Raw genomic sequence first — 15,074 nt, forward strand, 5'->3', positions numbered from 1 at the left:
ACAGTCCTTGCAGCGCCCCGTGAAGAGTGCCCCCAACGACTACTGTGACCAGGGTAGCTAAAAAAGCCCCGTCCCAAATTAGCTACCCTGCCGGGTTGCTGCTGCTAGGCGAGGGCGGCCATGATGGCGCGGGCGACGCCGTCGTGGTCGTTGTCGTATTCGGTGATGGCGCCGGCGGCTTCGCGGTCCTCGGGCTCGGCATTGATCATCGCCGTACCGTGGCCCGCCGCCTGCAGCATGGGGATGTCGTTGATGTTGTCGCCGAACGCCCAGGCGTCGGCGAGACGCTCGCCCAGATGCCCACATAGCCAAGCCAATGCCGTTCCCTTGGTGGCGCCCCCGCCCATGACCTCGATATTCATGGCGTACGAACGCGTGACCTCAATGCCTCCGAGCGTGTCGAGCTCAGCCGCGATGGCGTCGCGATCGGCCGGGTCGTGCCAGTACATGGCGATGCGTTCGAGCACCTCGACCTCGTCGATCTTGCTGTCGATATCCATGTCGATCGGCGTTCGCGTGCGCTTGAGCGATGCCGCGATGTGAGGATCTCCGCCGCAGAATTCGTCCAGGCGCGTGTAGAGCGAGCGGGGGAGGAAGCACTGTCCATCCGCGAAGATATCGAAGGTCACATCGTGGCCAGCGGCAATGCTATGGACGCGGTGGGCGATGGCGCGGTCGAGCGGTCGGCTCAATATGCGCGTGGCGCGTGAGGCATCGGTGGGCACATCCTCGTCGAGCTGCCAGACGCTAGCACCATTGGCGCAGACCGCGTAGTGCACGGCAGGATGGGCGAGGATGTCCTCAAAGACGCCCGACAGCGGACGCCCCGTGCACGGTACAAACTCAATGCCGCGACGTGCGAGCTCGTCGAGCATCGCCCAGGTGGCGTCGCTCATCTGCTTGTCACTCGTCAACAGTGTTCCATCCATATCGGAAAAAACAATCATTCGATGCAGCCCTTTCTGCTGGCATAAAAAGCGTGGCCGAGGGCGGTGATACCCTGGCCACGCTCGTGTTCTATAACGGTGCGCGTCCTAACGGTCGGCGAGTGGCTTGTACTCCAGTGGCTCGATTACCGGACGGTATGCCGGGCGAATAATACGGTGTGCGCAGAAGAGCTCTTCCATGCGGTGTGCCGACCAGCCTGCCATGCGGGCCACGGCGAACATCGGCGTAAAGAGCGTCTCGGGTACGCCGAGCATCTTGTAGATAAAGCCCGTGTACAGGTCAATATTGGCGCAGATAGGTTTGGTCATGCCATGGTCGCGCATGACCTGGGGCGCCAGGCGCTCGATGCGCTCGATCAGCGCGAATTCCTCGCCCAGATCTTTCTTGGCGGCGAGCGAACGTGCGTAGTGGCGGCAGACCTCGGCGCGCGGGTCGCTGAGCGTGTAGACGGCGTGACCCATGCCGTAGATGAGCCCCGTGCCGTCAAAGGCCTGCTTGTCGAGAATCTTGCTCAGATATGCAGCAACCTCGTCATCGTCTTCCCAGTTGGAAACATGCGCGCGAATGTCCTCGTGCATGGATACGACCTTGGCGTTGGCACCGCCGTGACGCGGGCCCTTGAGCGAGCCGATAGCCGCGGCGTAGGCGGAATACGGGTCGGTGGCCGAAGAAGACAGCACGCGGCAGGCGAAGGTGGAGTTGTTACCGCCGCCGTGCTCGGCGTGGAGCATGAGCATCACGTCGAGCAGCATGGCCTCGTCGCGGGTGAACGCCATGCCGCCGCGCAGGACCTGCAGAATGGTCTCGGCGGTGGAGAGACCGGGCGTGGGGTGCGGCACGTGCATCTCCGAACCGTGGCACTTTGCGATCGATGCCATGTGCGCAAAGGCGGCGATGCGGGGCAGGCGTGCCAGCATGGAAATGGCAACGTCGATCTCGTGCTCGGGTGTGATTGCATCGGGATCGGCATCGAAGGCATAGAGCAGCAACACGGCGCGCTGAAGCACGTTCATGATGCTCGAGGATACCGTGGTCATGGGGAACACGCGGACGTATTCGTCGCTCAGGTGCCTAAAAGCACCTAGGCGTTCGCAAAAACCGTCAAGCTCTTCCTTGGTGGGCAGAGAGCCCGTGATGAGCAGGTAGGCGACTTCTTCGTAGCCGTAGCGGTTCTCGGCCTGGGCATTGTTGACCAGATCTTCGATGCTGTAGCCACGAAGCGTGAGCTTGCCCTGATCGGGCACAACCTTTCCGTCGACCTTGTTGTAGCCATGCACATCCGAGATGCGAGTGAGGCCTGCAACCACGCCCGAGCCATCTGCATTGCGCAGGCCGCGCTTGACATCGTGCTCGACAAACAGGTCCTCGTCATAAGGGTCGGTCGGCAGGCCGTAGTATAGATTTTCGCTTTCGGGCGAAATCTGGCGGCTTGCTTCGTAGTCCAAGACCAGGCGGCTCAGGTGGTCGTCGAAGCGGTAATAGATTTTCTTGGCGTCGTAGGCCATGTGCGCTCCTCTCCGGGCCATGTGGCGACGTTGCGCCTGGGCGCACGTTGGGCCGTCGTCACGCAGCCTGTTCGCTACAGGCGGTACATAAAGTTAAAGACGTCCTCGCGCTGGATGGACACGTTAACGCCCGAAAGCTCGCCGGCCTCGGCCAGGGCCTTCTGCAGCTCGGCGAAGTCGAGCTTGGACTCGGCGGTGTCGGCCAGCATGGTCATGGTGAAGATGTCCTCGATAATGGACTGCGTAATGTCGCGGATGTCGACATTGGCTTCGCCCAGGACGCGGGTGACGCCGGCGACAATGCCGGGGCGGTTCTTGCCAAGGACGGTGATGACGATACGGGAGGACGAGATCTCGGCCATGGGAAACCCTTTCGCGTGTTGGCGGCGCGCGGCGGCGCTCCGCTACGGTACAGTGTTCATCATTGTACCTGTCCTGTGCAAAAAGGGGCGCCTTTGCTGCGGCGTTACACGTCTGCAACATGGAGCGCTTGTCTCGTAGGGTGTATTTTTTGGCACCCTGGACAGCTCGGGCGGCTCTGTTGGCGCCGCGATCGGGCAGATTCGCCTGTGCGCTCCGGCGTAAAGACCGTGAACCTTTTGTGGGACGCTCGACGCCGTGGTAACATAGCCGAGTTTGTTGTCTTGGTCGGAAACCAAGACGCCTTATGCGCTGATCGGTAACCAGCGCCTGACCAATAAGGAGTCCTACCATGAAGCAGGGTATCCATCCCCAGTATGTCGAGTGCACGGTGACGTGCTCCTGCGGCAACACCTTCAAGACGCACGCTACCGTGTCCGAGATGAGGGTCGAGCTTTGCAACGAGTGCCACCCGTTCTACACCGGCCAGCAGAAGTTCGTCGACACCGGTGGACGCGTCCAGCGCTTCGCCGACAAGTTCGGTGGCGCCGCTGCCGCCCAGCTCAAGAAGGCCGAGGAGGCCAAGGCTGCCAAGGCCGCCAAGGCTGCTGAGGCCGAGGCCGCTCGCAAGGCCGCCGCTGAGGCTAAGGCTGCCGAGAAGGCCAAGCGTGCCGCTAAGTTTGCCGAGGAGGCTGCCAAGCAGGCCGCCGAGGCTCCCGCAGAGGCTCCCGTCGAGGAGGCCGCTGCCGAGGCCGAGACCACCGAGGCTGCTGAGTAAATAGCTCGCCGAGGAATCGCTCGCATTCATGGCAAAAGGGCCGTGCATCCAATTGGGTGCACGGCCCTTTTCTTATCGACGCAAAGTAGCACGTCCTCTTTGCACCGAACGGTGGGGATTTTTCGTTTGCCCAGATAAAACCTGCCAAAATAAACCTGTCCCTTTTTGGCAGGTAACCGATAGGAGGCTACGTGGACACATCGACGTCCTTGGGCAATCGCGAGCTCGCGGTGGCAAAGAAGCGTGCGCTCGATGCTGCCTATTTTAGGAAGGGTATCGCTGTCGCGGCGCTTTCGAGCTGCATGTATGCGCTGTACACGGCCTTTGTTACCGCCGGTCAGCTCTTTGGCGTTTGGGCCGGTTGGTTCGATGCATTTGCTCCCTCCGGCCTTTTGGCGGTATTCATCTTGCCCACGATCGCCTCGGGCGTCAATGACGTGCTGAGTGCCGTCTGGGCCACGTATTTCACTGCCGGTCAGGGCAAACTCGCCGACCTAGGCCGCTGCATCGCCTCAAAGCCCGGCGTCATCGTTATCGCCGCCGCCTTCATTGGCGGGCCCATCGCTTCTGCCGCCTACGTTATCGCGCTTTCGCAGGCAGGCACGCTTGCCGTGCCCATCGCCGCGCTCAACCCCGCGATCGGTGCGGTGCTCGCCCGCGTGCTCTACCGACAGCCGCTTAGCCCCCGTGTCGTCACCGGCATCGTTGTCTGCGTGGTCGCCGGCGCCATGATCGGTAGCGCCGGCCTGAGCGGGCAGTCATCTTCCGGCATGGCGCTTGGCCTGGGCCTGGCGCTGTTAGCCGCCCTGTGCTGGGGCGTCGAGGGATGCGTGGGCGGCCGCGCCACCTGCATGATCGATCCTCAGATCGCCATCAACATCCGTCAGCTTGTCTCGGGGGTCGGCAACCTGTGCTTGGTACTGCCGGCCCTAACCTTGGCATGCGGAGAGCCCCTTGGTCAGAGTTACGTCCTTGTCGCCCAAGCGCTCACCGACAAATCCTCCGTCGTGTTTTTCGCCTGCTCCGGTTTTGCCGCCTACTTTTCGTTTATGAGCTGGTATCGCGCCAACTCCATGTGCGGCACGGCGCTGGGCATGGCCATCAACGGCACCTATACCTTTACAGCGCCGCTGTTTACGTGGATTATCGTCGGCCTGGTCTTGGGCTTTGACGGCTACGCGCTTCCGTCCGTCGCATGGGTGGCGGCCGTCGTCAACCTCGTCGGCATTTGCCTGATCGCCGTGAATCCCCTCGACATGGTTAAAAAGGACGGTGATCGGGATGCTTCCGCTTAATTATGCCATGCTCGATTATTTTGTTTGCCATAACGAGGCTTGCGTCGACGATGTGATGGCCGATCTCGCGGCCGAGTATGCATCGTTTGCCGCCTTTGCAAGGCCGCGCATGCAGGAGGCGCTCATGACCGCGCACAAGAATGGCCTGATTGACGAGGCGCGCTTTGATTTGAATGCCGAAGGCGAGCTTCGCGTCTACTATCGGGCGAGCGCCGAGCAGCGCAAAGTTATCGGCGCTTATCTGGGCCGTAGCCACTAAAATAAAACGTCCCTTTTTGGCAGGTCGGTCGTAGTTATTACGTGGGGGATGAGGTCGAGCGTATAGCGTGCGTCCCGTTTGGCTAAAGTACAACTATCTGTGTTTAACTCGCCCAGTGCAGTGCGCTACGGGCGATGGCCAAAAAAGGAAAACCACATGGGATTCATGTCAAAGCTGCTGTCCTTTGGATCCGATAAGGACCTTAAGCGCTACTACAAGATCGTTGACCAGATCAACGGGCTTGAGCCTCAGTTTGAGAAGATGACCGAGGAGGAGCTTCGCGGCCAGACCGATAAGTTCCGCGAGCGTTATGCTAACGGCGAGTCGCTTGACGACATGCTCCCCGAGGCCTTTGCCACCGTGCGCGAGGCTTCAAAGCGCATCACGGGCATGCGTCACTTTGACGTACAGCTCATCGGCGCCATGGCGCTGCACGAGGGTCATATCGCCGAGATGAAGACCGGCGAAGGCAAGACGCTCGTCTCCACCCTGGCCGGCTATCTTAACGCCATCGCCGGCAAGGGCGTGCATGTCGTTACCGTCAACGACTACCTGGCAAAGCGCGACTCCGAGTGGATGGGCCGCATCTACAAGTATTTGGGCATGACCGTCGGCCTGCTGCAGAACAACATGCCGCTCGAGCTTAAGCGCCCGGCCTACCAGGCCGATGTCACCTACGGCACCAACTCCGAGTTTGGCTTTGACTACCTGCGCGACAACATGGTCACCCGCCCCGAGCAGCGCGTCCAGCGCGGCCACAGCTACGCTATCGTCGACGAGGTCGACTCCATCCTGATCGACGAGGCCAGGACCCCGCTGATCATCTCGGGCGCCGGCACCAAGTCGGCCAGCACCTACAAGGACTTCGCGCGCGCTGTGCGCGGGCTGGAGCGCGGCGAGGACGTGTCGCACGATATGCTCACCGCTACCGAGGACGTGGAGCCCACGGGCGACTACGTCATGGACGAGGCCAAGCACACCATTGCCGCCACCGAGCGCGGCCTCAAGAAGATCGAGCGCCGCCTGGGTATCGAGGACATCTACGCCGACCTTTCGGGCCAGCTGGTCAACCACCTGCAGCAGGCGTTGAAGGCCCAATACATGTTCCACCGCGACAAGCAGTACGTCGTTACCAACGGCGAGGTCAAGATTGTCGATGAGTTCACCGGCCGCATCATGGAGGGCCGTCGCTACTCCGAGGGCCTGCACCAGGCTATCGAGGCCAAAGAGGGCGTGCTCGTGCGCGAGGAAAACCAGACCCTTGCCACCATCACCCTGCAGAACTACTTCCGTCTGTATGACAAGCTCTCCGGCATGACCGGTACGGCGCTTACCGAGGACGCCGAGTTCCGCGAGATCTACAAGCTGCCCGTCGAGGTCATCCCCTCCAACAAGCCCGTGCAGCGTGTCGATCACGAGGACCTGGTGTACCGCACCATCCAGGCCAAGTACAACGCCGTTGCCGACGACGTCGAGCGACGTCACGCCAAGGGCCAGCCGGTCCTGGTGGGCACCGTCTCCATCGAAAGCTCCGAGAAGCTGTCGGCCGCCCTTACCAAGCGCGGCATCGCGCACGAGGTCCTCAACGCAAAGCACCACGAGCGCGAGGCTCATATCGTTGCCCAGGCCGGACGCTACGGCGCCGTGACCATCGCTACTAACATGGCCGGTCGTGGTACCGACATCCTGCTGGGCGGCAACCCCGACGAGCTGGTGCGCGAGCGCCTTGAGTACGAGGGCCTGACCATGGAGGACGTGACGCCCGAGCAGCTCGAGCAGTTTAACGCCGAGGCCAAGGAGACCTGCAAGGCCGAGCGCGAGCGCGTGCTTGCCGCCGGCGGCCTGACCGTCATCGGTACCGAGCGCCATGAGTCCCGTCGTATCGACAACCAGCTGCGCGGCCGCTCCGGTCGTCAGGGCGATCCGGGCGAGACCCAGTTCTACCTGTCGCTCGAGGACGATCTGATGCGCCTGTTCGGTGGCGACAAGATGGACCGCGTCTCCAAGATGATGGTCACGGCAGAAATGGGCGACGACATGCCCATCCAGCACAAGATCATCTCCAAGGCCGTCGAGAGCGCCCAGCACAAGGTCGAGAGCATCAACTTCTCCATGCGCAAGAGCGTTCTTGAGTACGACGACGTGATGAACAAACAGCGCCAGGTTATCTACGCCGAGCGCAACAAGATTCTGGACGGTAAGGACCTGACCGACCACATCACCGAGGTCATGCACGACACCGTGTACCGCTGCGTGCAGGAGTTTTGCACTAAGGACAGCCACGACGGCGAGCGCGACCTCGATGGCCTGCGCAAGTGGGTCGTGGAGCTGACCGGCCATATCGATACGCCCAAGTTCCCCGACGAGGATTACGAGGCCCTTGCTGCCGATGTCCTGGCCTACGTCGAGAAGTGCTACAACATGAAGGCCGAGCGCCTGGGCGAGGACCTCATGCGCGAGCTCAATACTCAGGTTATGTTGCGCGTCATCGATACCCGCTGGATGAACTACCTGCAGGAGATGGACTATCTCAAGACCGGTATCGGACTGCGCGGCTTTGGTCAGCGCGACCCGCTGGTCGAGTACAAGACCGAGGCCTATGGTGCCTTCCAGATGCTCGTTGACACCATGTACGAGGATTACCTGCGCACCGTCCTGCGCATCGAGATTAAGGCCGCCCCGCGTGCCGTCGAGCACAAGGAGGACCCCGCGCTCGAGGGTGCGCGCTTCTCCGGCCCCGCCGACGTCGATGGCGACAACGGCAACTCGGTCCTGCGCAAGGAGGCACGGGCACAGGCTCGCACGGCCGTCCAGGGCGGACCGGCAGCTGTCAACAACGGCGCTAAGGTGACCACCTACCGCAAGTCCGAGAGCGACGACCCGTATGTCAACGTGGGTCGCAACGAACCGTGCCCTTGCGGCAGCGGCAAGAAGTTCAAGTACTGCCACGGCAGGAATCGTTAATGGCCGAGGCTTTAGAGGTAACGCCCGCCGAGCTGGACAAGTTTGCGGACCGGCTCGGCGAGGTCGAGTCGTATCTTCATTTGGACGAGAAGCGCACCCACGTGACCGAGCTTGAGGCCAAGAGCGTCGCTCCCGGCTTTTGGGACGACGCCGATGCCGCTCGCGCCACGATGGAAGAGATTGCGCGCGCCAAGGAGGATATCGCCGCCGTGGATACCGCGCGCGGCGAGCTCTCCGATGCCCGCGCGGCGCTGGAACTTGCCGAGGAAATGGGCGATGACCCCGATGCCGCTGCACTGCGTGAGGAGGCTGCCGCCACGGCTGATCGTCTGGCTCGCGCCATCGATGAGCTCGAACTTTCGAGCTGGTTTACCGGCGAGTTCGATCACGGTGACGCGATTGTGACCATCAAGCCCGGACAGGGCGGCTTGGAGGCGCAGGACTGGACCTTCATGCTCTTTAAGATGTACATGAAGTACTGCCAACGCCGCGGCTGGAAGGTCACCATCAACGATTGCCCCGCTGCCGAGGTCATTGGCATTGATCGCGCGACCTTTACCGTTGAGGGCAAGGATGCCTTCGGTATGCTTCGTGCCGAGGCCGGCGTTCACCGTTTGGTGCGCATTAGCCCCACCGATGACAAGAAGCGTCGACAGACTACGTTTGCCGGCGTCGAGGTCATTCCGGTGCTGCCCGACGATATCGATATCGAGATCAACCCCGACGATATCCGCGTCGACGTGTACCACGCAAGCGGCCCGGGCGGCCAGGGCGTCAACACCACCGACTCCGCCGTGCGCGTGACGCATTTTCCCAGCGGCATTGTAGTGACCTGCCAAAATGAGCGCAGCCAGATTCAGAACAAGGCCGCGTGTATGCAGATTCTCAAGGCCCGCCTGTACGAGATTGAGCTCGAGAAGCGCGCCGAGGCGCTCGACGAGATCCGCGGTCCCAAGACCACGATTGGCTTTGGCAACCAGATCCGCAGCTACGTGCTCTATCCGTATCAGATGGTCAAGGACCTGCGCTCGGGCGTGGAGACCAGCAACGTCGACGCCGTTCTCGACGATGGCGACTTGGATCCGTTTGTGATCGGCTACCATCGCTGGGCTACCGGCAATGCTGATGCGGAGTCTCCGTCCGCTTAAGCCCCGGGTGAGTCACGGACCGACACTAAACTCTGGACAGGCGGTTTTATATCCAGAGCAAACCCGCCGCGGGGTGGTTTTTCCTCGGCGAATCGGTAGAATCGAATACGGTAAGAAGTTCAATGCGCACCCAAGGGGGTGCGCTTTTTTGAGGGAGGTAGCATGGCATATCGTCTGGATATCAAGCGCATTCTTTCAATGAACTTCTTCCGCGATCTACCCCAGATCATGCTTGGGTGCGCTTTGGCGGCCATCGCGACCGACCTGTTTTTGATTCCCAACGGTCTTGCCGCCGGTGGCGTTACGGGCCTTGCGACTATTATCCAGGCGGTCGGTGCCGCGCGGGGCGTGTCGCTGCCCGTCGGTATCCAAACCATCGTGATGAACGCCTTGCTGTTGCTGGTCGTAATGCGCGAGGGCGGCATGTTCTATGTGGTACAGACGGCGACAGGCTTTGTGCTACTGGGCTTCTTTACCGACCTGTTTGCCCCGTTTGTAGCGCCTCTGGCAGATGCAGACCTGATGCTTCCCGCTATGTGGGGCGGCATTATCACGGGCATTGGTTACGGCATGGTGTTACGCGCCGGCGCCAACACCGGCGGCTCCGACACCATCGGCCAGATTATCTCACGTAATACCTCGCTGCCGGTGGGTTCGACCGTCATGGCGATCGATGTCGCCGTATGCGCGGCATCGGCCCCCGTCTTCTCTCTGGAGAACGCGCTGTATGCAGGGCTTTCGATGGTAATTAGCGGCTATGTGATCGACGCTGTGGTCGATGGCGGCAACAAGCGCCGTATGGTGCTCATCATCTCGGAGAATTTCCCCGATATCGCGGCCGATATCATGTATGGCCTGGGTCGCGGCTGCACTAAATTTAAGGCGACCGGCATGTATTCGGGCGCGGAGAAGCCGGTGATTATGGTGATCGTTAGCCGCCGCGAGCTCAATACACTCAAGACCATCGTGCGCGAGCGCGATCCTCAAGCTATCGTGACGGTCGCCGACGTTACGGAAGCCTTCGGCGAGGGGTTCAAGGACATTAACGCGTAGGGCAGACTGCGCTCCATCCAAAAGACGTTCACATTGATAAACCGATTCATCAGCGGGTCTGCCAGCTAAATTATTCAAATAATGATAAAAACTCTGGTAAAGCCTTCAGTTTCCAGCATAATGAATGGCGCACGTGCATTGCGGCTGGGTTGGGATTACCTTCTGCGCCGTGCGCATCTTGTCTAAAGAGGATGAAAGGAAGGCACAATGAGCGACGAAGAGCTCAAAAAGGTTGCCAACGAGGTAAGGAAGGGCATCGTCACCGGCGTGCACGCTGCCAAGTCCGGCCATCCGGGCGGTTCGCTCGGCTCTGCCGACATCATGACTTATCTGTACTTTGAGGAAATGAATGTCGACCCGGCCGATCCTCGCAAGGCCGACCGCGACCGCTTTGTGCTCTCCAAGGGCCATTGCGCTCCGGGTCTGTACGCCGTGCTCGCCGAGCGCGGATTCTTCCCCAAGGAGGACCTCGAGACGCTGCGCCATATCGGCAGCCACCTGCAGGGCCACCCCAACATGAACGATACCCCGGGCGTCGACATGTCCACTGGCTCGCTGGGCCAGGGCATCTCCGCCGCCGTGGGCATGGCCGTCGCCGCCAAGCACTGGGGCGATACTTACCGCACGTACGCCCTGCTGGGCGACGGCGAGAGCGAGGAGGGCCAGGTCTGGGAGGCCGCCATGTTTGCCGGCAATCAGCAGCTCGACAACCTCTGCGTGATCGTTGACCACAACGGCCTGCAGATTGACGGTCCCGTCGAGGAGGTCAACGATCCCATGCCGCTCGCCGACAAGTTCCGCGCCTTTAAGTTCCACGTGGTGGAGCTCGCCGACGGCAACGACTTCGGTCAGATTCGCGCCGCCTTTGCCGAGGCTCGCGCCACCAAGGGTCAGCCTACCGCCATTATCGCCGAGACCATGAAGGGCAAGGGCGTTTCCTTTATGGAAAACCAGGTTGGTTGGCACGGCAAGGCCCCCAACGATGAACAGTTTGAGCAGGCCATGGCAGAGCTCACGGCCGCCGGAGAGGAGCTCTAGGATGGCAGACGTCAAGAAAATCGCCACGCGTGTAAGCTACGGCGAGGCCCTCGTTGAGCTCGCTGCCGAGCACGACGACTTTGTGGTCCTCGACGCCGACCTGGCCGCCGCCACGCAGACCGGTAAGTTTAAGGCCGCCTGCCCCGACCGCTTCTTTGATGTGGGCATTGCCGAGAGCAACCTGATGGGTGTCGCCGCCGGTATCGCGACCACCGGTCGTACTGCCTTCGCGAGCACCTTTGCCATGTTTGCCGCCGGCCGCGCTTTTGAGCAGGTCCGTAACTCCATCGGCTATCCGCACCTCAACGTCAAGATCGGCGCCACGCACGCCGGTATTTCGGTGGGCGAGGACGGTGCCACGCACCAGTGCTGCGAGGATATCGCCCTTATGCGTGTTATCCCTGGCATGACCGTGATTGTCCCGGCCGACGACGTGGAGGCCCGCGCCGTGGTCCGCGCCGCCTACGAGTGCGACGGCCCCGTGTACATGCGCTTTGCCCGTTTGGCCTCGCCGGTCATCAACGACCCCGAGACCTACAAGTTCGAGCCGGGCCGCGGCATCGTCATGCGTGAGGGCGCCGATGTGACCATCATCGCCTGCGGCCTGATGGTTGGCGAGGCTCTCGAGGCTGCCGAGCAGCTCGCTGCCGAGGGCATCGACGCCGAGGTCATCAACATGCACACCATTAAGCCCATCGACGCCGATCTGATCGTCAAGAGCGCCGCCAAGACCGGCCACGTCGTGACCGTCGAGGAGCACTCCGTGATCGGCGGCCTGGGCAGCGCCGTTGCCGACGTGCTCTGCGAGCAGTGCCCGACGCCGCTCAAGAAGATTGGCGTCAACGACACCTTTGGCGAGTCCGGCCCGGGCGCCGAGCTCCTGCACAAGTACGGCCTGGATGCCGCCAACATCGTGGCAACCACCAAGGAGTTCTTGGCTTAGGGCAAGACGAGGCAAAGTATCGCTTTAGCAACCGTAAGCAAGCCAGAACAGGGGCGCCCCCAAAGAGGGCGCCCCTGTTTTGTCGGTAACAAACAAATCGGGCCCGCACCAAGCAAGGGCTTCCTCCGGGAAGCGGGCCCAGACCAGCAAAGTGCAACTCAGCCCTTCCAACTTTGTATATGCAGCACCCCAAGAAAAACGCGGCGACTCCTTAGTAGCCGCAGGCCGCGCACAGGGCTACCTCCCAAATCATTCCGCAGGACGGAGGAGTCCCCGCAGCGCGAAGCGCGCAGCGGGGACTCCGACATGTCCGAGGACGATTTGGGAGGTAGCCCTGTGCGCGGCCGGTGAGACCAAAACCCTGCCATGCTTCTTATGTGCAGTGAAGCTAATGCTGCTAAAATACAAAGCGCTCATGTAGTTTAAACGCACGATGATAAGGAGCACCAGTGGGTAACCACTTCCGTACCTCCGGTGCGGGCGATGAGGCCCCCAAGACACGGCAAGGTGTCCCGGGCACACGTTTCGCCACTCCGGATTCAGAGGGCCAGCATATTGCCCAGGCCCCCGCACAGCCGGCAGATCAGGCACGGCCGGCATCCGATCCCTTTGCCTACAATCCCACCAGCGATGTCGAGCTTTCTGCCGCTGCGGGCTTTGAGTCCGTCCAAAAGGTGACTGCTCGCGTGAACCAGCCTCAGACGTCAGCCGAGCCTCAGCCGACCATGGCGGGCATTCCCGATCCCATGGCTCCTGCTACGCCCGCGCCGCAGCCGGCGCAGTCCGGCCTCTTTGCCGGCATTCCCGATCCTACGCAGCCCGCTGCGCCCATGGTCGAGAATGATCAGGCTGCCGAGGTCGCAAGTCTTGACAATGCGCTCAACAACCCCGATTTTACGTCGGTGTTCGCGCCTATCGATCCGCAGGCAAGTCGCAAGAAGATGGCCAAGCAGGCCGGTGTCGAGCCCGTCATTCTGATGGAGCATGTCACCAAGATCTACCCGGCACAGCCCAACAAGCCCGCACTCGACGACATCAACATCGAGATCTATCCGGGTGAGTTCGTCTTCTTGGTCGGTCATTCCGGATCGGGTAAGACCACGCTGCTTTCCACGCTCAACCGTGATGTCAGGCCTACGAGCGGTCGCATTTTGGTCGCCGGTCAGGATCTCATGAAAATCAAGAACCGCAAGGTTCCCTTCTTGCGCCGCCAGATTGGCGCCGTGTTCCAGGACTTTAAGCTTCTGCCGCAAAAGACCGCCTATGAAAACGTGGCGTTTGCCCTGCAGTGCATAGGCAAGCCCAAGGGCGTCATTCGCAGCCAGGTGCCCGAGGTACTGCGTCTGGTCGGTTTGGCCGATCAGATGGACTCGCTGCCCGATCAGCTTTCCGGCGGCGAGCAACAGCGCGTGGCCGTCGCCCGCGCCATGGTCAACCGTCCGCCGCTGCTGATTTGCGACGAGCCAACGGGCAACCTCGACCCGGCAATTTCGCTCGGCATCATGAAGCTGCTCGAGCGCATTAACCGCACCGGCACGACCGTGATCGTGGCTACCCACGATCGCGAGATGGTCGATAGTATGCATCGTCGCGTGATCGCCCTCGAGGGCGGCCACGTAATTCGCGACCAGGAGAGGGGAGGTTACGGCAACTATGGCACCAACTAACGTGGGCTATTCGCTCAAAGAGGCAATGAGCCACTTCTTCCGTAACTGGACCACCTCGCTCGGCGCCGTTATCACGATTTTCCTTTCGCTGTTTATCATCGGCCTGTTCATCATGGGTTCCGCGATGCTGAACTCCGTGATCGGCACCGTTGAGGACCAGGTTGTTATCAACGCGTTTATTAGCGATGACGCCGACCAGGCCGACGTCCAGGCTTTCGAGAGTGAGCTCAAGACGTGGAACAACGTTAAGTCCGTGACCTATAAGGACAAGGACGACGCGCTGGCCGAGTACACGAGCAAGATGTCGGGTAACGCCGACGCCACTCTGAGCGCACTTGATGGCCAGAATCCGCTGCCTGCTTCGTTCGCGATCGAGATGGACGATCCGTCCCAGGTCGAGAGCACGGCCAAGAAGCTCAAGAAGAACTCCGATTTCCAGAAGATCGCGGATGACGGTGACGTCGATGCGAGCGTTCTGTACGGTCAGGAGGAAGTGAGCCGCCTGTTCCAGGTGACGAACTACATCCGCATCGCTGCCGTTGTGCTTGTTGGTTTGCTGACGTTTATCGCGTTCATCTTTATCAACAACACGATTCGCCTGTCGATTACGGCTCGCCGCCGCGAGATTGCTATCATGCGCCTGGTGGGCGCCAGCAATGGCTTTATTCGCGGTCCGTTTATCACCGAGGGCGTGCTGCAGGCCGTTTTGGGCTCGCTGCTTTCCATCGGTGTTTTGGAGCTGCTTCGCAACCTGTTGGTTCCGCGTCTTCAGGAGAGCATTGGCTGGATGTCGTTTGCGCTGCCGATGCAATACTACCTGGTGACGTATGCCGCACTGATCCTGGTCGGCGTGATCATCGGTCTCTTTGGTTCCGCCATTGCCATGCGTCGCTACCTGCGCGTGTAGACACAGCTGGAATTAGTTTTGCTAACGGGCCGTCCCGCTCTGGGGCGGCCCGTTTTTTGATTCCCGTGCGACGGAGGAAAAGGGCTCACCGGCAGTTCGGCTTGTCTCGATAATTCGATTTTCTCCGTCACATAGGGATCATGACGCGAGGTGCGTGCCCTGTTGTTGATTGGGTAGACTCTTTGATGCGTGCGGTTTAGGCCTGCACG

Annotated in this window: 13 protein-coding genes; 10 read left to right on the forward strand and 3 right to left on the reverse strand. The window is 61.0% G+C overall.

What is annotated here, in order from left to right; translation table 11 throughout:
• Positions 1-104 precede the first annotated feature (104 nt).
• The 3 genes from ACTQ0H_RS04185 to ACTQ0H_RS04195 form a co-directional block, all read right to left on the reverse strand.
• The gene (locus tag ACTQ0H_RS04185) at positions 105-947 is read right to left on the reverse strand and encodes a Cof-type HAD-IIB family hydrolase (RefSeq protein ID WP_441537935.1); all 843 of its coding nucleotides are present in this window, start codon (positions 945-947) and stop codon (positions 105-107) included.
• An 87-nt stretch (positions 948-1,034) separates the two neighbouring features.
• On the reverse strand, positions 1,035-2,453 hold the full coding sequence (locus ACTQ0H_RS04190; RefSeq protein WP_441537936.1) for a citrate synthase: 1,419 nt from the start codon (positions 2,451-2,453) through the stop codon (positions 1,035-1,037).
• Positions 2,454-2,527: 74 nt separating this feature from the next.
• Positions 2,528-2,815 (reverse strand): ACT domain-containing protein, encoded by a 288-nt coding sequence (locus ACTQ0H_RS04195; RefSeq protein WP_006235289.1) that lies wholly within the window; start codon positions 2,813-2,815, stop codon positions 2,528-2,530.
• Positions 2,816-3,165: 350 nt separating this feature from the next.
• Here ACTQ0H_RS04195 and rpmE point away from each other — a divergent pair, with 350 nt between their 5' ends.
• The 10 genes from rpmE (at position 3,166) to ftsX (ending at position 14,865) form a co-directional block, all read left to right on the forward strand.
• Positions 3,166-3,591 carry a 50S ribosomal protein L31 gene (gene rpmE / locus ACTQ0H_RS04200; RefSeq protein WP_154516018.1) on the forward strand — a complete coding sequence of 142 codons (426 nt, stop codon included), beginning with the start codon at positions 3,166-3,168 and terminating at the stop codon, positions 3,589-3,591.
• A 191-nt stretch (positions 3,592-3,782) separates the two neighbouring features.
• Positions 3,783-4,886, forward strand: coding sequence for a hypothetical protein (locus tag ACTQ0H_RS04205; RefSeq protein WP_441537937.1), 1,104 nt, complete (start codon positions 3,783-3,785; stop codon positions 4,884-4,886).
• Positions 4,873-5,145, forward strand: a complete 273-nt coding sequence (locus tag ACTQ0H_RS04210; protein WP_441547853.1) for a hypothetical protein — start codon at positions 4,873-4,875, stop codon at positions 5,143-5,145. Before ACTQ0H_RS04205 ends, ACTQ0H_RS04210 begins: the two co-directional genes overlap by 14 nt.
• Before the next feature lie 156 nt (positions 5,146-5,301).
• Positions 5,302-8,109, forward strand: coding sequence for a preprotein translocase subunit SecA (gene secA / locus ACTQ0H_RS04215; protein WP_441537938.1), 2,808 nt, complete (start codon positions 5,302-5,304; stop codon positions 8,107-8,109).
• A complete protein-coding gene (gene prfB / locus ACTQ0H_RS04220; RefSeq protein ID WP_441042315.1) occupies positions 8,109-9,257 on the forward strand; it encodes a peptide chain release factor 2 in 1,149 nt (382 codons plus the stop codon). The genes secA and prfB overlap by 1 nt, the downstream gene beginning before the upstream one ends.
• Before the next feature lie 162 nt (positions 9,258-9,419).
• Complete coding sequence (locus ACTQ0H_RS04225) at positions 9,420-10,310, forward strand: YitT family protein (protein ID WP_441048319.1); 891 nt, start codon at positions 9,420-9,422, stop codon at positions 10,308-10,310.
• A 207-nt stretch (positions 10,311-10,517) separates the two neighbouring features.
• On the forward strand, positions 10,518-11,348 hold the full coding sequence (locus ACTQ0H_RS04230) for a transketolase (RefSeq protein ID WP_154516003.1): 831 nt from the start codon (positions 10,518-10,520) through the stop codon (positions 11,346-11,348).
• A 1-nt stretch (position 11,349) separates the two neighbouring features.
• Positions 11,350-12,291, forward strand: a complete 942-nt coding sequence (locus tag ACTQ0H_RS04235) for a transketolase family protein (protein WP_441014998.1) — start codon at positions 11,350-11,352, stop codon at positions 12,289-12,291.
• 449 nt (positions 12,292-12,740) lie between these two features.
• Positions 12,741-13,958, forward strand: a complete 1,218-nt coding sequence (ftsE, locus tag ACTQ0H_RS04240) for a cell division ATP-binding protein FtsE (protein ID WP_441547854.1) — start codon at positions 12,741-12,743, stop codon at positions 13,956-13,958.
• Positions 13,945-14,865: a permease-like cell division protein FtsX gene (gene ftsX / locus ACTQ0H_RS04245; RefSeq protein WP_154515997.1), complete on the forward strand. Its 921-nt coding sequence runs from the start codon at positions 13,945-13,947 to the stop codon at positions 14,863-14,865. The genes ftsE and ftsX overlap by 14 nt, the downstream gene beginning before the upstream one ends.
• Positions 14,866-15,074: the final 209 nt, after the last annotated feature.

Source organism: Collinsella sp. LCP21S3_A3 (genome assembly GCF_052118905.1).
Classification (GTDB): Bacteria; Actinomycetota; Coriobacteriia; order Coriobacteriales; family Coriobacteriaceae; genus Collinsella.

What these genes read in the sequence shown, in the direction of transcription:
- ACTQ0H_RS04185 (WP_441537935.1), bottom strand. Translation starts at nt 947, where the DNA reads ATGATTGTTTTTTCCGATATGGATGGAACACTGTTGACGAGTGACAAG.
- ACTQ0H_RS04190 (WP_441537936.1), bottom strand. Translation starts at nt 2,453, where the DNA reads ATGGCCTACGACGCCAAGAAAATCTATTACCGCTTCGACGACCACCTG.
- ACTQ0H_RS04195 (WP_006235289.1), bottom strand. Translation starts at nt 2,815, where the DNA reads ATGGCCGAGATCTCGTCCTCCCGTATCGTCATCACCGTCCTTGGCAAG.
- rpmE (WP_154516018.1), top strand. Translation starts at nt 3,166, where the DNA reads ATGAAGCAGGGTATCCATCCCCAGTATGTCGAGTGCACGGTGACGTGC.
- ACTQ0H_RS04210 (WP_441547853.1), top strand. Translation starts at nt 4,873, where the DNA reads ATGCTTCCGCTTAATTATGCCATGCTCGATTATTTTGTTTGCCATAAC.
- secA (WP_441537938.1), top strand. Translation starts at nt 5,302, where the DNA reads ATGGGATTCATGTCAAAGCTGCTGTCCTTTGGATCCGATAAGGACCTT.
- prfB (WP_441042315.1), top strand. Translation starts at nt 8,109, where the DNA reads ATGGCCGAGGCTTTAGAGGTAACGCCCGCCGAGCTGGACAAGTTTGCG.
- ACTQ0H_RS04225 (WP_441048319.1), top strand. Translation starts at nt 9,420, where the DNA reads ATGGCATATCGTCTGGATATCAAGCGCATTCTTTCAATGAACTTCTTC.
- ACTQ0H_RS04230 (WP_154516003.1), top strand. Translation starts at nt 10,518, where the DNA reads ATGAGCGACGAAGAGCTCAAAAAGGTTGCCAACGAGGTAAGGAAGGGC.
- ACTQ0H_RS04235 (WP_441014998.1), top strand. Translation starts at nt 11,350, where the DNA reads ATGGCAGACGTCAAGAAAATCGCCACGCGTGTAAGCTACGGCGAGGCC.
- ftsX (WP_154515997.1), top strand. Translation starts at nt 13,945, where the DNA reads ATGGCACCAACTAACGTGGGCTATTCGCTCAAAGAGGCAATGAGCCAC.